We start from the raw sequence: 18706 nt of genomic DNA on the forward strand, positions 1-18706 counted from the left end.
TCTCATTCCCCGGATCGTCCTTCCCCGTTGCCCGCCGTGGCCGGCGTGCTCGCTTCGAGGATGCCGGGCAGCGCATGGAGGAACGCGTCCACCTCCGCGTCCGCGACGGTCAGTGCCGGCATGAGCCGTACGACATCGGGCGCGGGGGCGTTCACCAGGAACCCTGCATCCTGGGCCGCCTGCTGCACCTTCGGTGCGAGGGGCCCGGTGAGCACGATACCCAGCAGCAGGCCGCTGCCGCGGACGTGGGAGACCAGCGGATGCCCGAGACCCTCGATTTCCCCGCGCAGCTTCTCGCCCAGCCGCTTGACGGTGTCGAGCGCTCCGTCGGCCGCCAGCGTGTCGAGGACGGCGAGTCCGGCCGCACACGCGACCGGGTTCCCGCCGAACGTGGTGCCGTGGTGGCCGGGCTTCAGCAGCTCCGCCGCGTCACCGAAGACGACGGTCGCGCCGATGGGCAGCCCGCCGCCGAGGCCCTTGGCCAGGGTGACGATGTCGGGCTCGACGCCTTGGTGCGCCTGGTGCTCGAACCAGTGGCCGGTGCGTCCGATGCCGGTCTGGACCTCGTCGAGGACGAGCAGCGTGCCGGTGGCGCGGGTGATCTCGCGGGCGGCCTCGAGGTAGCCCTTGGGCGGCACGACCACGCCGTTCTCGCCCTGGATCGGCTCGATGATCACGAAGGCGGTGTCCTCGCTGACCGCGGCGCGCAGCGCCTCCACGTCGCCGTACGGGACGTGCGTGACGTCCGACGGCAGCGGCAGGAACGGGTCCTGCTTCGCGGGCTGTCCGGTGAGCGCGAGGGCGCCCATCGTCCGTCCGTGGAACCCTCCGGTGGTGGCGACCATGTGCTTGCGGCCCGTCAGCCGGCCGATCTTGAAGGCGGCTTCGTTCGCCTCGGCACCGGAGTTGGCGAAGTAGACCCTGCCCGGCCGGCCGAAGAGCTGGAGAAGCCGCTCGGCGAGGGCGACGGGCGGCTCCGCGACGTACAGGTTGGAGACGTGGCCGAGACGGGAGATCTGGCGGGTGACGGCCTCGACGACGGCGGGATGCGCGTGGCCGAGCGCGTTGACGGCGATGCCGCCGACGAAGTCGGTGTACTCGGTGCCGTCCGCGTCCCAGACCTTGGAGCCCTCGCCGCGGACCAGCGACAGCTTCGGCGTGCCGTAGTTGTCGGACATGACGTCCTGCCACCGCTGGGCGAGCTGCTCGTTCCCGTTGCCGTTCATGCTTCCCCCTGTACCTCGTCGGGCACGACCATGGTGCCGATGCCTTCGTCCGTGAAGATCTCCAGCAGGATCGAGTGCTGGACGCGGCCGTCGATCACACGGGCGGTGTTGACCCCGTTGCGCACGGCGTGCAGGCAGCCCTCCATCTTGGGGACCATGCCGCTGGACAGCTCCGGCAGCAGTTTCTCCAGCTGGGTGGCGGTGAGCCGGCTGATCACCTCGTCGCTGTCGGGCCAGTCCTCGTAGAGGCCCTCGACGTCGGTGAGGACCATCAGGGTCTCTGCGCCCAACGCCGCAGCGAGTGCCGCAGCCGCCGTATCAGCATTGACGTTGTAGACATGTCCGTCGTCCTGTGAGCGCGCGATCGAGGAGATGACCGGGATCCGGCCGTCGGCGAGGAGCGCCGTGATGGCGCCGGTGTCGATGTCGGTGATCTCGCCGACCCGGCCGATGTCGACGAACTCGCCGTCGATCTGCGGCTGGTGCTTGGTCGCGGTGATGGTGTGGGCGTCCTCGCCGGTGAGGCCGACGGCGAACGGGCCGTGCTGGTTGAGCAGGCCGACCAGTTCGCGCTGGACCTGCCCGGCGAGCACCATCCGTACGACGTCCATCGCCTCCGGGGTGGTGACCCGCAGGCCCGCCTTGAACTCGCTGACCAGCCCGTGCCGGTCGAGCGCCGCGGAGATCTGCGGTCCGCCGCCGTGCACCACGACCGGCTTGAGGCCGGCATGGCGCAGGAAGACGACGTCCTGGGCGAAGGCCGCCTTGAGGTCCTCGTCGATCATGGCGTTTCCGCCGAACTTGATGACGACGGTCTTGCCGTTGTGGCGGGTCAGCCACGGCAGGGCCTCGATGAGGATCTGTGCCTTGGGCAGCGCGGTGTGCTTCCTGGTCGTGCTCATGAGCTGTACGCGCTGTTCTCGTGGACGTAGTCGGCGGTGAGGTCGTTGGTCCAGATGACCGCGGACTCGGTGCCGGCGGCGAGGTCGGCGGTGATCCGGACCTCGCGGTAGCGCATGTCGACGAGGTCGCGGTCCTCGCCGACCGAGCCGTTCCTGCAGACCCAGACGTCGTTGATGGCGACGTTCAGCCGGTCCGGCTCGAACGCGGCACGGGTGGTACCGATGGCGGACAGGACCCGGCCCCAGTTGGGGTCCTCGCCGTGGATGGCGCACTTGAGGAGGTTGTTGCGGGCGATGGAGCGGCCGACCTCGACGGCGTCGTCCTCGGTGGCCGCGTTGATCACCTCGATCTTGATGTCCTTGCTCGCGCCCTCCGCGTCGCCGATCAGCTGCCGGCCGAGGTCGTCGCAGACGGCCCGTACGGCCTCGGCGAACTCCTCGTAGCGGGGGGTGATCGTGCTCGCGCCGGAGGCGAGGAGCAGCACGGTGTCGTTGGTGGACATGCAGCCGTCGGAGTCGACCCGGTCGAAGGTCTGCCGGGTGGCGTCGCGCAGTGCCTTGTCCAGGGTGGCGGGCTCGAGGTCGGCGTCGGTGGTGAGGACGACGAGCATCGTGGCGAGGCCCGGTGCGAGCATGCCGGCGCCCTTGGCCATGCCGCCGACGGTCCAGCCGTCGCCCTGGGCGACCGCGGTCTTGTGGACGGTGTCCGTGGTCTTGATGGCGATGGCGGCCTTCTCGCCGCCGTGCTCGGAGAGCTGGGCGGCGGCCTGTTCGACGCCGGGGAGCAGCTTGTCCATGGGGAGCAGGACGCCGATCAGGCCGGTGGACGCGACGGCCACCTCGCCGGCGCTGTGCCCGAGCACCTCGGCGACCTTCTCCGCGGTGGCGTGGGTGTCCTGGAAGCCCTTCGGGCCCGTACAAGCGTTGGCGCCACCGGAGTTGAGGACCACCGCACTGACCTCACCGCCGGTGAGGACCTGCTCGGACCACAGGACGGGCGCGGCCTTGACACGGTTGGAGGTGAAGACACCGGCGGCGGCGCGGCGGGGCCCGGTGTTGACCACGAGGGCCAGGTCCGGGTTGCCGTTCGCCTTGATCCCGGCGGCGATGCCCGCTGCCGTGAATCCCTTCGCTGCGGTCACGCTCACGGCGCAACTCCAATCGTGGAAAGACCGGTGCTCTCGGGGAGTCCGAGGGCGATGTTCATGCTCTGCACCGCGCCGCCGGCGGTGCCCTTGGTGAGGTTGTCGATGGCGCTGATGGCGATGACGCGGCCGGCGTTCTCGTCGTACGCGACCTGGATCTGCACGGCGTTCGACCCGTACACGGAGGCGGTGGCGGGCCACTGCCCCTCGGGCAGCAGATACACGAACTCCTCGTCGGCCAGCGCCTTCTCGTACGCGGCCCGCACGTCGTGCGCCGTCGTGCCCGGTTTCGCCTTGACGGAGCAGGTGGCGAGGATGCCGCGGGCCATGGGCGCGAGGGTGGGCGTGAACGACACGGTGACCCGCTCCCCCGCGACCGCGCTCAGGTTCTGGATCATCTCGGGGGTGTGGCGGTGGCCGCCGCCGACGCCGTAGGGGCTCATGGAGCCCATGACCTCGGAGCCGAGCAGATGCGGCTTGAGCGCCTTGCCGGCGCCGGAGGTCCCGGTGGCGGCGGTGATCACCGCTTCCGGCTCGGCGATTCCCGCCTGGTACGCGGGGAACAGCGCGAGCGAGACGGCGGTGGGATAGCAGCCGGGCACCGCGACACGCCTGGACCCCTCCAGCGCGGCGCGGGCGCCCGGCAGTTCCGGCAGGCCGTAGGGCCAGGTGCCGGCGTGCTCGGAGCCGTAGAACTGCTCCCAGTCGGCGGCGTCCTTCAGCCGGAAGTCGGCCCCCATGTCGATGACCAGCACGTCGTGGCCGAGTTGCTCGGCGACGGCGGCGGACTCCCCGTGCGGGAGCGCGAGGAACACGACGTCGTGCCCGGAGAGCACCTCGGCGGTGGTCGGCATGAGCACGCGGTCGGCCAGGGGCAGCAGGTGCGGCTGCATGGTGCCGAGGGGCCGGCCGGCGTTGGAGTTGCCGGTGAGGGCGCCGATCTCGACCTCGGGGTGTGCCAGGAGCAGCCGGAGCAGCTCTCCGCCCGCGTACCCGCTCGCCCCTGCCACTGCTGCTCGTACGGTCATCGAAATCCTCCTCATCGATGGCATGACTATACGCAGCTATGCAGGTTTATGCAATCAGGTGGAGTACGCCGGGATCCGAGCGGCTGTGAGTGAGCAGTCGATCGCTACCAGTTGCCGCCGGCGCGCCGGCCTGCCCCTTTTCCGGCTCCTGAGAACGACCTGACACGAGCCCGGCTCCGGCGAGCGCGACAACCGAACCACCTGCGCCTGCTTTCGCGGTCGGCCTCACCGCTTGACGGCCTCCGCGATCCGCAGAGCGGCCTGGGCGGGCGTGAGGTGCGTGGTGTCGACGACCTCGGCCTCGTCGTGCAACCACGTGCGGGCCGCCTCGGCGTAGGGCTCGAGGTGTTGCAGACGGAAGGGGGAGGGGCCGAGGAACGTGTCCCCCTCGATACGCCGGCGAAGGGTGTCCTGGTCGGCGTGGAGGACGAAGTGATGCACCGGGACGGCATGTTGGGCGAGGCCCGCGCTGATCTCGCGCCAGTACTGCTCGACCAGGACGGTCATGGGCATCACCAGAGTGCCGCCGGTGTAGTCGAGTACGCGGCGGGCGGTCTCGACCACGAGCGGCCGCCACGGTGGCCAGTGCTGGAAGTTGCCCGTCCAGGGCAGCCCCGGCGTGATGTCCATGAGTGTCTCGCCGACCTTCTCGGCGTCGAACACCCTTGAATCCGGGATCAGTTGCTGCACGAGTGCACTGGTCGTCGTCTTGCCTGCCCCGTGGGTGCCGTTGAGCCATACGATCATGGTCCCCACGCTAGCGCCGTGCGGGCCGCGGGCTCGGGTGGAGCGCATCGGCAGCAGCGCGCGGAGGGCGACAACTCTCACAACGACTCGCCGTAGCGGGCGGCAATGGCGGCGGCGCGGTCGCGCAGGGAGGTGCGCAACGACTGCGGGGCCAGGGCTTCCGCGTCCGTACCGAGCTGCCACAGCGCCCATTCGGCGTGCCGTGAATCCTGAAACGTCACCTCCAGCCGCAGCCGGCCGTCTGCGTCGGGGCCTTCCGCGCGGACGGCCAGCGCGGTGTCCAGCAGTTCCTCCCGCCGCGCCGGGTTCACCCGTACCAGCACGGTGATGTGGTCGCCGCCGGAGAGGAACTGCGCGGAGCGTTCCCGCCAGATCCGGTCCAGATCCACCCGGTTCGGCCGCTGTGCCGTTTCGGGGAGTTCCTCCGCGGCCAGCACCCGCGACAGCCGGTAGGTGCGGTCCTCACCGGATCTCGTGGCCAGCAAGTAGCCCCGGTCTCGTACGGTGACCAGGCCGATCGGGTCCACCGTGCGCCACTGCGGTGCCTGGCCTGTCGCCGCGTAGTGGATGCGCAGCTTGTGTCCGGCGAGCACCGCGCGCCGGACCTCGATCATCGTGGTGCCCGGTACCTCCTCGGTGACCAGCCGACGCGAGAGCAGGTCGGTCTCCGGGTCGACGAGAAATCGCTGAGCCGCGTCGCTCGCGGTGGCCCGGTGGTTCTCGGGCAGCGCGTCGACCACCTTCCGCACGGCCGAAGCGAGGGCCGAGCCGAGGCCGAAGACCTGCTCGCCGCGCCCCGTTCCGGCGGTCAACAGGGCAAGGGCCTCGTCACGGTTCAGACCGGTGAGCTCGGTCCGGAAACCGGGCGCCAGCGCGAACCCGCCGTGCCGGCCGCGTTCGGCGTAGACCGGGACGCCGGCCGCGGACAGTGCCTCGATGTCGCGCAGCACGGTGCGAGTGGATACCTCCAGCTCGCGGGCGAGCGTGTCCGCGGTCAGCCGACCGCGCTGACGCAGCAGCAGCACCAGCGAGACCAACCGGTCGGCGCGCATACGAGAACTTTATCGAAATACATGACCATGGGTGTCGTGATTCGCTGCGAGGCTCCTCGACACGACGGCGAAGTCGGCGGCTACCGAGCCGATGGACGTCCGTACTCCCCATGAATCGAACGGAGCCTGATGTGGCAATGGAACGAACGGCCGTCAACCCGGTGACGTGGTCGCTGGACCTGGGTTTCAACCAGGGCGAGGTCGTCTCCGGGCACACCCGGACCCTGTACATCTCCGGGCAGACCGCGATGAGCGACGACGGCAAGCCCCAGCATGACGGTGACATGGCGGCCCAGTTGGGGCTGAGTACCGACAACGTGGAGGCCGTGCTCGCCGAGGCCGGCATGTCTCTCGCGAACCTGGTCCGGCTCAACGTCTACACGACCGACGTCGATCTGCTGTTCCAGCACTACGGCGTGCTGGCGGCGCGGCTGGGCGCCGCGAGGGTGGCGCCGACCACCACGATGCTCGGGGTGACGCGGCTGGCGATCCCCGGCCAGATGGTGGAACTCGAGGGGACCGCCGTCGCGTGACGCGACCTCGCCGCCTCCGCTGCTCGTGCCGGTCGAACCGGCACGAGCGGCAGGCACACCGGTGATTTTTGGTGCCGAGAACCGTGACGCGCGGCGTCATTGGCCTCGACGGCGGGTCCTTCCTGCAACCCGTACGGCACCGGACGTCCGCATGCTGCTCGACGTACGTCTGGCGTCGACCTGTTGACCGGGTTTCACGGCGACGCCCTTTCCCACGGCTGCCTCAAGGCTGCCCAGTCTGCGGGTCACCCGTGTGAACCCCGCGGTCCGGCGGCTGCCGGCGGCCGCTGAGGACGGCGGCAGTCCTCGTCCACAGGTCACTCCCGGCGGGAGGTCGCGACACCGGCCCGTGAGCGGGCGGGGGCGGGGAGCTGCCCCGCGACGATCGCGGCGAGCGAGAGGCCGAACCCCGCGAGCTGGACCGGCCCGAACGTCTCGCCGAGCAGGACGGCGCCGAGGACCGCGGCGACCAGCGGCGACAGCAGGACGAGCACCGCGACAGAGGTGACGGGCAGCGTCGCGATGCCGCGGAACCACAGGACATAGGCGGCCAGGCCGCCGACCAGACCCAGCCAGAGGTAGCCGAGTGCGGCGGCCGGGTCGACGTGAGGAGGTGCCCCCTCCGCGAGGAAGGTGACGGGCACCAGGAACAGGCCTCCCGCGGTGAGCTGCCAGCCGGCGAAGGCGGTGGGACCGGCCTCGGCCGGGCGTCCCCAGCGCTTGGTGAGCGTCACCCCCAGCGCCATCGTGGCCGCGCTCGCCAGGCCCGCCACGACGCCGAGGCCGTCGAACGCCGCGTTCGGCCCGATCACCACCAGTCCGACGCCCACGACCCCGGTCGCTCCCCAGAAGAGGCGCCACGGGGACAGGCCCTCGCGAAGGACCGGCACCGCGAGGACCGCGACGACGAGCGGCTGCGCGGCCGCCAAGGTGGCGGCGACACCTCCCGGCAGGCGTTCGGCCGCGATGAACAAAAGCGGGAAGAACAGCCCGATGTTCAGCACTCCGAGCACCGCGGCCTTCCACCACCACGCGCCACGCGGCAGCGTCCGGGTGATGGCCAGTGCGATCAGACCGGCGGGCAACGCGCGCAGGAGTCCCGCGAACAGGGGGTGTCCGGGCGGGAGGAGCTCGGTGGTGACGACATAGGTCGTGCCCCACGCCAATGGAGCGAGCGCGGTCAGGACGCTCCGCGGCAGGTTTCCTCCACGGGAAACACTGCTGACACCGCTGCCGGTCCGGTCAAGGACTCTCTGTGCTCCTGGACTTGTCACACCCGCAGTCTCGTCCGGCTGCGATCAATGAGTCCAACACATGCTTGTCACTCCACCGATCTCGATTCACGATAGATCCATGGAGCTCCAGCAGATGCGCTACGTCGTCGCCGTGGCCGAGACGAACAGCTTCACCCGCGCCGCCGAACGGTGTCATGTGGTCCAGTCCGCCCTCAGCCACCAGGTCGCCCGTCTGGAACAGGAACTCGGCGCGAGGCTCTTCGAGCGCACCAGCCGCCGGGTGCGGCTGACACCGGCCGGCGCGGCGTTCCTCCCCGCCGCCCGCCAGTGCCTGGACGCCGCCGAGCGCGCGGCCGCCGAGGTGGCCGCGGCTGTCGGCGAGGTACGCGGACGGCTCGCCGTGGGCCTGATCCCCACGGTCGCCGCGGTCGATGTCCCCGCCGCGCTGCGCGACTTCCGCGGGCGGTACCCGCACGTACGCATCGGCCTGCGCGTTGGCGCGAGCGAGGACCTGGCCAAGCAGGTCGAGCAGGGGGTCATCGACGTGGCCTTCCTCGGGCTGCCGACCACGGCGCGGCCTCAGGGTGTCGCCGCCCACGAACTCGCCCGTGGCCGGCTCGTTGCCGTGGTCGCGCCGGACCACCCTCTCGCCGACGAACCGACGGTCGACCTGCGCAGGCTCTCTTCCGAGGTGTTCGTGGACCTGCCGGCCGGAACGGCCGGAAGGATCCAGTCCGACCAGGCCTTCACGGCCGCCGGTCTCAGCCGCGACGTCGCCTTCGAAGTGACCACCGCGGACTTCATGGCCCGACTGGTCGGGCAGGGCCTCGGCATCGCCATGCTCCCGGCCGCCTACGTGCCCCAGCTCACCGGCGTGACCACCATCGAGGTCTCCGACGCGCCGGCCCGCGTCGAATACGTCGTCTGGAACCGCGTCGGCCGCACGCCCGCGGCGACCGCCTTCCTCACCGTCCTCGACATCCCGGCCGCGCTCGGCACGGAATGAGGAACCGAGAGTTCCTCGACCGGACCGGCGCGGGCGGGGCGCCCGATCCGCCGCGACAGAGCGGTTCGCCGGCGACCACCGCCGCTCAGTGGCGGAGGTCAGGTCAGGATCGCCGCTCGCCGGCCTGCTCGGCCCTCGCCGCGTTCTTCTCCTTGATGCGGGCGGCTTCCTTGCGGACCTCGGCCTGGGTGGCGCGCTCCTGCCGCAGCCAGTCCGGCATCTCCCGCTTCAGCTCGTCGATCTGCTCCGTGGTCAGGGCCTCGGTGACTCCGCCCCGCGCGAGGCCGGCGATGGAGACGCCCAGCTTCGCCGCGACCACCGGCCGGGGGTGCGGCCCGTCGCGGCGCAGGTCCAGCAGCCACTGGGGCGGGTCGGCCTGCAGAGCATTGAGCTCGTTGCGCGAGACGACACCCTCCTGGAACTCGGTGGGCGTGGCCGGAAGGTACACACCCAGCTTCTTCGCCGCTGTTGCGGGCTTCATCGTCTGGGTGGTCTGGTGCGACGTCATGGTGTCAAGGGTATCGAGAGGTGTTCGATGCCTCTGACCACGACCGGTAACCTGGCGGAGTGACAGGCTCCGACACATCCCCTTCGTTCCGGCTCGCGTACGTCCCCGGCGTGACGCCGACCAAGTGGGTACGGATCTGGCACGAGCGGCTCCCGGACGTCCCGTTGACCCTCGTCGCCGTCTCCGCGGCCGAAGCTCCCGGGATGCTGCGAAGCGGCGACGCCGACGCCGGTTTCGTGCGGTCGCCGATCGACCGGACCGATCTCAGCGCGATCCCCCTCTACACCGAGACCACGGTGGTGGTGGTCCAGAAGGACCACGCCGTGGCCGCCGTCGACGAGGTGACCGCCGAGGACCTCGCCGAAGACATCGTCCTGCACCCCCTCGACGACACCCTCGAATGGGAGCGCCTGCCGGGGCTGCCCGCGATGGAGCGTCCCGCCTCGACGGCGGACGCCGTCGAACTGGTGGCGGCGGGAGTGGGAGTGCTCGTCGTGCCGCAGTCGCTGGCCCGGCTGCACCACCGCAAGGACCTCACCTACCGGCCGGTCTCCGACGCCCCGGTGTCGCGTGTCGCCCTGTCCTGGCCGGAGGACGGGACCACCGATCTCGTGGAGCAGTTCATCGGCATCGTCAGGGGCCGGACCGTCAACAGCTCACGCGGCCGCCCGGCCCAGGAACAGCCGAAGGGCAAGCGTCCCGAGGCGGGCGACGCACGGCGGAAGGCCACCGGCGCGAAGACCTCGGGCGGAAAGACGTCCGGTAAGTCGTCGGGCGGAAAGTCCTCGGGCGGCCGGACGGCGGGCAAGGCCGCGGGCAGCGCTGCCGGAAAGCGGCCGCGGAGCGGTTCCGCCGGCGCGAAGGGCAGCAGGCGCGGCAAGCCGCGCCGCAGCTCGTAGCGGACCGGCGAGCCGGCGGCGGCCGGGGCCGTCGGAGCACCCCCGAGCGCTGACGCCGATGCTGGTGAAGGAGGATCCGGGGATCACCGTGGCCGTGATCGGCCTGCTCATCGCGCGGCGCGGCGCCCGCCGGCTCGGAATCGTCACGGCGGTGTGCGGTGTGTGGTCGGGACACTTCTGGCGATGACCCGGCGTTCGACCCGAGGCCGACCGCGAGGGTTTCGTGCTGCTCGATCGGCCGGGCCCGGCACCGAAACCGTAAAGCCGTAAAAGGCGGCAGGAAACGGGGCGTCCGGCGCCGGCGGGCCGCGCCGGGGCCGCGTTCAGGCGACCGCCTCCAGGCGCAGGCTCCAGCGGCCGGGCACACCGGTCAGGGTCACCGTCGACAGCGGTCGGACGTCCACGTTCCAGTACATCGAGGGGTGCGCCCGCAGCGCGTACACGAAAGCGGCCCGGACCACTGCGGGCTCCGCGACGGCGACGATCGAGCCTCCGTCGTCCGCCGGGCGGGTGTCCAGCCAGCCCCCTATGCGGGAGATGAACGCGAGCAGTGGTTCGCCGCCGTGCGGCGCGCTGCGCGGGTCGCAGAGCCACGCGTCGACGGCGGCGGGCTCCCTGGCTGTGACCTCCGCGAGGGTGTAGCCGCGCCAGCGGCCCATGTCGCAGTCGCGCAGCGCGGGCTGTGCCAGGGGCGCGAAGCCCAGGGCCTCCCCAGTTGCCCGGCTGCGCGGCGTCGGCGAGCAGTAGCGAAGCTCCGCGGCGCTGAGCGGCACGAGTGCGTGGGCGGCGAGCTGCACTTCGTGCCAGCCCGCCTGGTCGAGCGGCCGGTCGTCGTCGAAGCGCTCGGTGAGCAGCGAGGACGTGCGCGCGGCGGCGATCAGTGTGACCCGGACACTCATGGCGTGATGGTGCTGGCCGGAGCCTCGCAGGTCAAGGGTTTCCCGTGGGCGGGCGCACCGGGAGAGCGCCGTACGGTTCCCCCGGTGACTCTCCGCTTCAGCCCCCCGCCCGGCACCGGCGCCCGCAGGGTCGGGCCGCCGGACCGTGCGGATCGGTCCGGCTCACGTGAGGCACGGCCGCCAAGCGGAGAGGCCTGCCGCACCGACGAAGGAGCACCCACGCGAGCGGAGACGGTGCCCGACCGTACGGTTTCAGCGCAGCACTTCGTCGCAGGCGGTACGCAGCCTGTGCACCCCTTCGGCGATCTCGGCCGCGCCGGCGACGCCCGCGAAACTCACCCGCACGTGTCCGCCGGGGGGTTCGGCGGAGAAGTACGGACGGCCCGGTGCGACGGCGACGCCGGCGCGGAGGGCGGCGGCGACGAAGGCGGACTCCTCGCTGCCCTCCGGCAGCCGCAGCCACAGGTGGTAGCCGCCGGAGGGGATGTGGGGAAGGGCGAGATCGGGCACCTGGAGCCGCAGCGCTGCGGTCATGGTGTCCCGTCGGCTCTTCAGTTCGGCGGCGACGCCGCGCAGATGACGGCTCCATGCGGGCGCGCCCACCAGCTCCAGGGCCGCTTCCTGGAGGGGGCGGGGGACGAAGAAACTGTCGACGACATGGATGGCGCGGAGCCGTTCGAGGACCGGCCCGCGGGCGGCGAGCATCCCCACCCGCAGGCTGGGCGAGGTCGCCTTGGTGAGCGAGCTCACGTGGACGACGACTCCGTCCTGGTCGTCGGCGACCAGCGGAGGCGGCAGCGGTCCCGCGTCCTCGTGGACGAGCCGGCGGGCGAAGTCGTCCTCGACGACGAACGCCCCGGCCTCTCGCGCGATGCGCAGAACGGCGCCACGCCGCGCGGGTGCCAGCACCGCACCGGTCGGGTTCTGGAACAGCGGCTGGCAGACGAGGACCCGCGCGCCGGTGGCCCGGAAGGCGGCGGTGAGCAGTTCGGGCCGGACACCTTCGGTGTCGAGCGGGACGGGAACGGGCCGCAGGCCGGCGGCGCGGGCGATGGCGAGCATGCCCGGATAGGTGGGCGACTCGACGAGGACGGGCGCGCCGGGCGGTGCGAGCGCACGCAAGGCGGTGGTCAGCGCCGACTGGCCGCCCGCGGTGACCAGTCCGTCGGCGGCGGTGACGGAGCCGCCGAGACCGCGGGCGAACCATTCACGCAGTTCGGGGAGCCCGTCGGTGGGCGGACGGCCCCATGCTCCGGGACGCCGGCCGGCACGGGCGAGTGCGGCCGCCATGGCGCTCTCCGGCTGGAGGCCGGGGTGCAGGTAGCCGCCGTTGAACTCGACGACACCCGGCGGCGGGGCGGCGAGGGTGACGAGCACGCCGGAGGCGTCGACCGCCCGCGGCACGATCTCGGCCGCGGCGTCGGCGCTGAGGGCCACCTCCTGCCAGGAGGTGTCGCCCACGGGGCGCACGTCGGGCCGCGGCTCCGCCCGGTACACGCCGGCGCCGGGCCGGGTCACGACGAGACCTTCCGCGGCGAGCTGCGCGAGAGCGCGGGACACGGTCACCGGGGACACCCTGAAGCGCTCGACGAGGGCACGGCTTGACGGCAGCTTTCCACCCATCGGGTAGCGGTCGAGCTCTGCTTTCAGTGACCGCACCAATTCGGCCACACTGCTACGCTCTTGCATGACAGCACAGGATAGCGCTACCGGCACCGGCTCGATAGCAGTCAGCAGCGGCACACTTCTCGCCGCGCTGGGCGTCGTCGCCTTCTCCCTGACGTTCCCGTCCACGGTCTGGGGGCTCGAGAGTTTCGGCCCCTGGTCGCTGGTCGCCGTGCGCAGCGCTCTCGCCGCGACCATCGCGGGCACGTTCCTTCTGGCGCTCCGCGTCCCGCTGCCCGACCGCCGCCACTGGGCCTCCCTGGCGACGGTCGCCGCCGGCGTGGTGGTGGGTTTCCCGTTGCTGACGACGCTCGCGCTCCAGACTTCGACCTCGTCGCACGCCGCCGTGGTGGTCGGCCTGCTGCCCCTGACCACCGCCGCGTTCGCCGCACTGCGTACGGGCCGCCGGCCGTCCCGGACGTTCTGGGCCGCGGCGCTCGCGGGCGCCGCGGTCGTGATCGCGTTCACGGTGCAGCAGAGCGGCGGCGCGCTGCACATCGGAGATCTGTATCTGTTCGGCGCGCTGCTGGTCTGTGCCGCGGGCTACACGGAGGGCGGCCGGCTCGCACGGCTGATGCCGGGCTGGCAGGTGATCGGCTGGGCCCTGATCCTCTGCCTGCCGCCGGCCGTCGCCGGATCGGCCGTCGCCCTGGCGTACGAGCCGGTCCACCTCGGTGTGCGCGGTGTGATCGGGCTGGTCTGGGTGGCCGCCGGATCCACGTTCTTCGGGCTGTACGTCTGGTACCGGGGCATGGCCGGCATCGGGATCACCAGGGCCAGTCAGCTCCAGCTCGCCCAGCCGCTGCTGACGCTCGTCTGGTCGGTGCTGCTGCTGGGTGAGGAGCTCTCCCCCGCGGCGCCGCTCGCGGCCGTGGCCGTCCTGGTCTGCATCGCCGTCACCCAGCGTTCCCGTACCTGAGGCGCACCTGAGGCGCGGTGCACTCCCTCGGCCGTAGACTCGAGAAAACGGACAAATCCATAGATAGAGCCGCTCAGAGGAGGTCAGTCGCGATGCAAGCGAACGTGGGCGACACGCTGCTGGTGCACGGCAGGACCGTGGGCCAGCACGACAAGGTCGCCGAAGTCGTCGAGGTGCTGGGGTCCGAAGGCAATCCGCCGTTCCGCGTCCGCTTCGAGGACGGGCACGAAGCGCTGATGTCCCCCGGACCCGACACCGTCGTCAGGCACCACGAGAAGACCTGACGCCACCCGGCGCGTCAGGCCGGCGGCCGGACCCTGGTCGGGTAGTGGTCGGCCACCACCCTGGTCATCGCCCCGATCGGGTCCGCCACGACCTCCATCGCCGAGAAGTAGCAGTGCCCGCCCACCGCCGGGTACCGCTTCGCGTACGTCAGATGCCGCGAGAGCTCGGCCGGGTCGTGCCAGGCCTCCGGCTGCCCCGCCACGCCCACCTTGTACAGGGCCTCCCCGATGAAGAGGTCGACGCCGGTGCCGTCCGCGACCTCCGCCCACCAGGGCACGAGCGCCTCGTAGTCCGCGGGCGGGAAGCCCATGTTCCAGTAGACCTGGGGGACGACGTAGTCGATCCACCCCTCCTTGACCCAGCGGCGGGTGTCCGCGTGCAGGTCGTCGTAGGTCTGCACACCGGCCGCCGTACGGGATCCCAGCGGGTCCGTGGTGGCGTTGCGCCATACGCCGAACGGGCTGATCCCGAAGCGGACGTGCTTCTTCGCGGCCTTGATCCTGGCCGCCATCTCCCGCACCAGCCGGTTGATGTTGTCGCGCCGCCAGGCCGCCTTGTCGGCGAACCCGTCGCCGTACCGGGCGAAGGTCGCGTCGTCGTCGAAGACCTGGTCGGGCACCGGATACGGGTAGAAGTAGTCGTCGAAGTGGACGGCGTCGATGTCGTAGCGGACCACCGCGTCCATCATCGCGTCCTCGACGAAGCGCCGGACCTCCGGGATGCCCGGGTCGTAGTAGAGCTTCCCGCCGTACGCGACGATCCAGTCCGGGTGCAGCCGGGCGGGATGATTCTCGACGAGACGAGAGGGGTCGGTGTGACTGGCCACCCGGTACGGATTGAACCAGGCATGCAGCTCCAGCCCTCGCCGGTGGGCCTCCCGCACGGCCGTGCCGAGCGGGTCCCAGCCCGGGTCCTGCCCCTGGGCCCCGGTCAGATACTGGCTCCACGGCTCGTGCGGCGACGGCCACAGCGCGTCCGCCGTGGGCCGCACCTGGAGGACCACTGCGTTCAGCCGGCGCTCCACGGCGGTGTCGAAGTAGGCGAGCAGCTCCGCCCGCTGCCGGTCGGCCGTGAGGCCGGGCCGGGAGGGCCAGTCACGGTTGCCCACGGTGGCGAGCCACATCCCGCGGAACTCGCGCCCGGATCGGCGGCCGCGCCCCCGTCCGTGGGACGCCGCCGCGGGGACTCGGGCCGCCGCGTCACCGGCTGTCGCGAACGCGGCGAGCGCCCCCGCAGCCGTCACCACGAACCCTCTTCTACCGATTCGCCCCATATTTCCACCCCTGTCGGGCTCGGTGTCCGCCGTCGTATCCGCAGAGCATGCCCGCCCCGGGCGCTCGGCCACCCACGCGTTCGGAGTAACGTCGGGGCGTCGGGCGGGCGCCGGAACCATACGGGGGACCTGCCGACAGAAAGATCAGCGAAAGGCACGAGGTGACGGACTCAATGGCCGACATTGCACGCGTCGGAGTGGTGGGTTGCGGCCAGATGGGCGCGGGCATCGCGGAGGTGTGCGCCCGCAGCGGCCTCGAGGTGAAGGTGGCCGAGACCACGGGCGAGGCTCTGGAGATCGGTCGCACCCGGTTGTTCAACTCCCTCTCCAAGGCCGCCGAACGCGGCAAGATCACGGACGAGGAGCGGGACGCCACCCTGGACAGGCTGAGCTTCACGACCGACCTCGGGGAGTTCGCCGACCGCGATCTCGTCATCGAGGCCGTGGTGGAGAACGAGCAGGTCAAGACGGAGATCTTCCAGGTGCTGGACCAGGTGGTGACGCGTCAGGACGCGATCCTCGCCTCCAACACCTCCTCGATCCCGCTGGTGAAGCTGGCCGTCGCGACCTCCCGTCCGGACCAGGTCATCGGCATCCACTTCTTCAACCCGGCCCCGGTGCAGAGGCTCGTCGAGCTGATCCCGGCGCTGACCACCTCCGAGGAGACCATCAAGCGCTCGGAGGCCGTGGTGCAGCAGGTGCTGGACAAGCACCCGATCCGCGCCCAGGACCGCTCGGGCTTCGTGGTCAACGCGCTGCTCATCCCGTACCTCCTCTCGGCGATCCGGATGTTCGAGTCCGGCATCGCGTCGCGCGAGGACATCGACAACGGCATGGAGATGGGCTGCGCCCATCCCATGGGGCCGCTGAAGCTGTCCGACCTGATCGGCCTCGACACCGTGGCCTCGGTCGCCGACAGCATGTACACGGAGTACAAGGAGCCGCTGTACGCCGCTCCCCCGCTGCTCCAGCGGATGGTGGACGCGGGCCGGCTCGGCCGCAAGACGGGCTCCGGCTTCTACACGTACTCCTGAACCCCGCCACCGAGCCGGCACTCCTGAACCGCCACCGACCCGGCCTCAGGTGAGCCGCAGGTGGTGCAGCATCAGCAGCCCGGCCGCCATCGCGGCGGCCGGGACCTCGCCCCGGGCGATCATGTCGGGCACCAGCTTCAGCGGTATCCACTCGCGGCGCGAGGACTCGAAGTCGTCCTCCGGGTGCCCCGTGTAGGCGGCCTCCTCGGCCCAGTAGAGGTGGTGGCGGGCGTCGGTGAGGCCGTTGGACGGCTCCACTGTCATCAGGTGCTGGAGGGGACCGGGCCGCCAGCCCGTCTCCTCCTCCATCTCCCTCGCCGCCGCTGCCGCCACGTCCTCGCCGTCCTCGACGACGCCCGCGGCGAGTTCCCAGCCCCAGCTGTCGGTGATGAAACGGTGCCGCCACAGCATCAGCACCTCGTTGGCGTCGTTGACCACGGTCGCGACGGCGACAGGGCGGAGACGGATCAGGAAATGGTCCAGGTGCCGGCCGTCGGGCAGCTCGACATCCGCGAGGTTGACCCTGAACCACCGGTTCTCGTACACGGTTTGTTCGCTCAAGTTCGTCCACTGCACGTTTCTGCCACCTTCCGACAAGTAGATGGCCAACATGGCAGCAGGAGCTCGGTCAGAGGGGAACGCGGAGCGCACCGTCGATGAGTTCTGCGGCCTCCTCCGCACCGGCGCAGCCGCTCGCCGCCAGGTGCTCGCGCACCGCCCGCATCCGGTCCCTCAGCCGCTGCGACTCCATCCCCCGGGCACGTTCCACCATCTCCGCAGCCGTCCGCGCCGCACGGTCCACCTCGCCCTGGCGCAGCTCGATCTGACTGAGCATGGCGAGCCGGTGCACCCGGCCACGGTCGTGCGCCGGCGTGCCGACGGCGGCAGCCGCGTGCTCCCTCGCCGCCGCCAGCTCCCCCAGACCGAGCAGCGCCTCCGCCACCTGGACGTTGACCAGACCCGGCTGGACGTAACCGGTCTCGTCCGGCTCGTGGCCGGGACGGATCCGCTCGGCCTCCGACTCGGCACGCGCGATGCAGCGCCGCGCGCTCGGTCCGTCCCCCAGGTGCGCGTACGCCTTGGCCTGCATGGCGTACAGGTCGGCAGCCAGCGCCGGAGTGATCCGCCGGCCCGCCGTCCGCAGCGCCGCCTCCGTGAAGGCGACCGCCTGCCGGTGCTCCGACATGAACAGCGACTGGTTGACCAGCAGCGCGATCACATACGCGCCGAGCCCCCGGTCACCGCTCGCCTTGGCCAGCCGCAGCGCCTGATGGAAGTAGCGCTGCGCCGGGCCCTGCGCGTCGGAGTCGTAGGCGCAGATGCCGGCCACCGCCACCAAACCACCGGCGGCGCGGTGCAGTTGGCGGCCGAGAGCGTCGCCGTACGAGCCGCGCAGAAGCGGCGCCGTCTCCGCGTGGAGGAAGCCGACGACACGCGAGCGGGTCGCGATGCCGCCGGCGCGCCGGTACATCAACTCGTAGTGCGCGCGGGCGGATCTGAGTATCTGTATGTCGGACATGTCGACGCGGGTGCGTCCGTCGCGTGAGACGTCCGAGTCCTCCGGCGGGTTCTCCCACTCCCACACCGGCATCACCGCGGGAGTGCCGGTGACCGCGGGCGCACCCGCGTCCCCGGACCGCTGCTGGGCGTCGAAGCGCCACAGGGCGGTGGCCCGCTCCACGAACCCGGACAGCGACGAACCCCGGGGCGAGGCGGGCGCGTCCGGTACGCCGAGCCCCACGTCGTCGAGAGTGACCGCACGCTGCAACCGCTCCGCGAGCACCTCGCAGATCAGATCGGGAACCCGGCCGCGGGGCCGCTGGCCCTTCAACCACCGTGCCACCGCGGTGTGTTCGTAGCGCAACGACAGCCCCCTGGCCGAGCCCGCCCGGTTGACTCGGGCGGCGAGGCCCGCGTGGGAGAAGCCCGCCTCTTCGAGCAGGGCGTCGAGAAGGGTGTTCGGCTGCACGGCCACCTCCGGTGACTTGCGTCCGCTCAGGGTAGTGGAGACCGTTTCGCACGGGGTGTGAAACAAGTGCGCTTTTCCACGCCTTGCGTGCGCTCCCGGCGTGCGGCCGGGGCCGGTTGACTGAACTGCCTCTCACAGAGGCGGCCGGGCCGCCGGCTCCCCCTCGTACAGTGCGGCGGCCCCGATCGCGTCGTCCGTCCTGCTGATCTGCCCGACACTCCGCGGCAGGGCGGGCGACGCCGGCCGCGGGCGGCCCGGCCGGTCCATCGGACCCTTACCGGCCCGCCCCTCGCACGGCGCGGACCGGCTTCCCCCTCCGGCCCGCGCCGTTTCGCGTGGCGGGGCGGGTGGGGGTGGCAGGTGGCGGCGGTCCGGACCCGG

General features: G+C 71.5%; 20 protein-coding genes. 7 read left to right on the forward strand and 13 right to left on the reverse strand.

Annotated elements, in window-relative coordinates:
• Positions 1 to 2: 2 nt before the first annotated feature.
• The 6 genes from ACTMTU_RS22835 to ACTMTU_RS22860 form a co-directional block, all read right to left on the reverse strand.
• The gene (locus ACTMTU_RS22835) at positions 3 to 1226 is read right to left on the reverse strand and encodes an acetylornithine transaminase (RefSeq protein WP_441265347.1); all 1224 of its coding nucleotides are present in this window, start codon (positions 1224 to 1226) and stop codon (positions 3 to 5) included.
• The gene (gene argB, locus ACTMTU_RS22840; RefSeq protein ID WP_441265348.1) at positions 1223 to 2128 is read right to left on the reverse strand and encodes an acetylglutamate kinase; all 906 of its coding nucleotides are present in this window, start codon (positions 2126 to 2128) and stop codon (positions 1223 to 1225) included. The genes ACTMTU_RS22835 and argB overlap by 4 nt, the downstream gene beginning before the upstream one ends.
• Positions 2125 to 3276 carry a bifunctional glutamate N-acetyltransferase/amino-acid acetyltransferase ArgJ gene (gene argJ / locus ACTMTU_RS22845; RefSeq protein WP_441265349.1) on the reverse strand — a complete coding sequence of 384 codons (1152 nt, stop codon included), beginning with the start codon at positions 3274 to 3276 and terminating at the stop codon, positions 2125 to 2127. Before argJ ends, argB begins: the two co-directional genes overlap by 4 nt.
• Positions 3273 to 4301, reverse strand: coding sequence for an N-acetyl-gamma-glutamyl-phosphate reductase (argC, locus tag ACTMTU_RS22850; protein ID WP_441265350.1), 1029 nt, complete (start codon positions 4299 to 4301; stop codon positions 3273 to 3275). The genes argJ and argC overlap by 4 nt, the downstream gene beginning before the upstream one ends.
• A 225-nt stretch (positions 4302 to 4526) precedes the next feature.
• Entirely contained in the window at positions 4527 to 5048 is a 522-nt protein-coding gene (locus ACTMTU_RS22855; RefSeq protein ID WP_441265351.1) for an ATP-binding protein, read from the reverse strand.
• A gap of 77 nt (positions 5049 to 5125) precedes the next feature.
• A complete protein-coding gene (locus ACTMTU_RS22860) occupies positions 5126 to 6100 on the reverse strand; it encodes a helix-turn-helix transcriptional regulator (protein ID WP_441265352.1) in 975 nt (324 codons plus the stop codon).
• Between the two features lie 137 nt (positions 6101 to 6237).
• On the opposite strand from ACTMTU_RS22860, the gene ACTMTU_RS22865 reads away from it, so the two are divergent.
• Positions 6238 to 6633, forward strand: coding sequence for a RidA family protein (locus tag ACTMTU_RS22865; RefSeq protein WP_441265421.1), 396 nt, complete (start codon positions 6238 to 6240; stop codon positions 6631 to 6633).
• A gap of 317 nt (positions 6634 to 6950) precedes the next feature.
• On the opposite strand, the gene ACTMTU_RS22870 is transcribed toward ACTMTU_RS22865, so the two are convergent.
• Positions 6951 to 7832 carry an EamA family transporter gene (locus ACTMTU_RS22870; RefSeq protein ID WP_441265422.1) on the reverse strand — a complete coding sequence of 294 codons (882 nt, stop codon included), beginning with the start codon at positions 7830 to 7832 and terminating at the stop codon, positions 6951 to 6953.
• Positions 7833 to 7986: 154 nt separating this feature from the next.
• Between ACTMTU_RS22870 and ACTMTU_RS22875 the strand changes: the two genes are divergently transcribed.
• Positions 7987 to 8874, forward strand: a complete 888-nt coding sequence (locus ACTMTU_RS22875; protein ID WP_441265353.1) for a LysR family transcriptional regulator — start codon at positions 7987 to 7989, stop codon at positions 8872 to 8874.
• A gap of 103 nt (positions 8875 to 8977) precedes the next feature.
• On the opposite strand, the gene ACTMTU_RS22880 is transcribed toward ACTMTU_RS22875, so the two are convergent.
• The gene (locus tag ACTMTU_RS22880) at positions 8978 to 9382 is read right to left on the reverse strand and encodes a DUF5997 family protein (RefSeq protein ID WP_441265354.1); all 405 of its coding nucleotides are present in this window, start codon (positions 9380 to 9382) and stop codon (positions 8978 to 8980) included.
• A gap of 59 nt (positions 9383 to 9441) precedes the next feature.
• On the opposite strand from ACTMTU_RS22880, the gene ACTMTU_RS22885 reads away from it, so the two are divergent.
• Together ACTMTU_RS22885 and ACTMTU_RS22890 are read left to right on the forward strand one after the other, a co-directional pair.
• Positions 9442 to 10281 carry a LysR substrate-binding domain-containing protein gene (locus ACTMTU_RS22885; protein ID WP_441265355.1) on the forward strand — a complete coding sequence of 280 codons (840 nt, stop codon included), beginning with the start codon at positions 9442 to 9444 and terminating at the stop codon, positions 10279 to 10281.
• 58 nt (positions 10282 to 10339) lie between these two features.
• Positions 10340 to 10468 carry a hypothetical protein gene (locus ACTMTU_RS22890; protein WP_441265356.1) on the forward strand — a complete coding sequence of 43 codons (129 nt, stop codon included), beginning with the start codon at positions 10340 to 10342 and terminating at the stop codon, positions 10466 to 10468.
• Between the two features lie 136 nt (positions 10469 to 10604).
• Here ACTMTU_RS22890 and ACTMTU_RS22895 read toward each other — a convergent pair whose 3' ends face one another.
• Both ACTMTU_RS22895 and ACTMTU_RS22900 read right to left on the reverse strand, forming a co-directional pair.
• Entirely contained in the window at positions 10605 to 11180 is a 576-nt protein-coding gene (locus tag ACTMTU_RS22895; protein ID WP_364591176.1) for a histidine phosphatase family protein, read from the reverse strand.
• A gap of 252 nt (positions 11181 to 11432) precedes the next feature.
• The gene (locus ACTMTU_RS22900; RefSeq protein ID WP_441265357.1) at positions 11433 to 12869 is read right to left on the reverse strand and encodes a PLP-dependent aminotransferase family protein; all 1437 of its coding nucleotides are present in this window, start codon (positions 12867 to 12869) and stop codon (positions 11433 to 11435) included.
• Between ACTMTU_RS22900 and ACTMTU_RS22905 the strand changes: the two genes are divergently transcribed.
• Positions 12868 to 13764 (forward strand): DMT family transporter, encoded by an 897-nt coding sequence (locus ACTMTU_RS22905; RefSeq protein WP_441265358.1) that lies wholly within the window; start codon positions 12868 to 12870, stop codon positions 13762 to 13764. The genes ACTMTU_RS22900 and ACTMTU_RS22905 overlap by 2 nt on opposite strands.
• A 92-nt stretch (positions 13765 to 13856) precedes the next feature.
• Positions 13857 to 14048 carry a DUF1918 domain-containing protein gene (locus tag ACTMTU_RS22910; protein WP_159693722.1) on the forward strand — a complete coding sequence of 64 codons (192 nt, stop codon included), beginning with the start codon at positions 13857 to 13859 and terminating at the stop codon, positions 14046 to 14048.
• Between the two features lie 14 nt (positions 14049 to 14062).
• Here ACTMTU_RS22910 and ACTMTU_RS22915 read toward each other — a convergent pair whose 3' ends face one another.
• Positions 14063 to 15322 (reverse strand): glycoside hydrolase family 10 protein, encoded by a 1260-nt coding sequence (locus tag ACTMTU_RS22915; protein ID WP_441265359.1) that lies wholly within the window; start codon positions 15320 to 15322, stop codon positions 14063 to 14065.
• Between the two features lie 173 nt (positions 15323 to 15495).
• Here ACTMTU_RS22915 and ACTMTU_RS22920 point away from each other — a divergent pair, with 173 nt between their 5' ends.
• Positions 15496 to 16356, forward strand: a complete 861-nt coding sequence (locus ACTMTU_RS22920; RefSeq protein WP_441265360.1) for a 3-hydroxybutyryl-CoA dehydrogenase — start codon at positions 15496 to 15498, stop codon at positions 16354 to 16356.
• Between the two features lie 45 nt (positions 16357 to 16401).
• Here ACTMTU_RS22920 and ACTMTU_RS22925 read toward each other — a convergent pair whose 3' ends face one another.
• Positions 16402 to 16932: an NUDIX domain-containing protein gene (locus ACTMTU_RS22925; protein WP_441265361.1), complete on the reverse strand. Its 531-nt coding sequence runs from the start codon at positions 16930 to 16932 to the stop codon at positions 16402 to 16404.
• Between the two features lie 52 nt (positions 16933 to 16984).
• A complete protein-coding gene (locus tag ACTMTU_RS22930) occupies positions 16985 to 18325 on the reverse strand; it encodes a transcriptional regulator (RefSeq protein ID WP_441265362.1) in 1341 nt (446 codons plus the stop codon).
• Between the last annotated feature and the right edge of the window lie 381 nt (positions 18326 to 18706).

It is taken from the genome of Streptomyces sp. OZ13 (assembly GCF_052068155.1).
Lineage (GTDB): Bacteria > Actinomycetota > Actinomycetes > Streptomycetales > Streptomycetaceae > Streptomyces.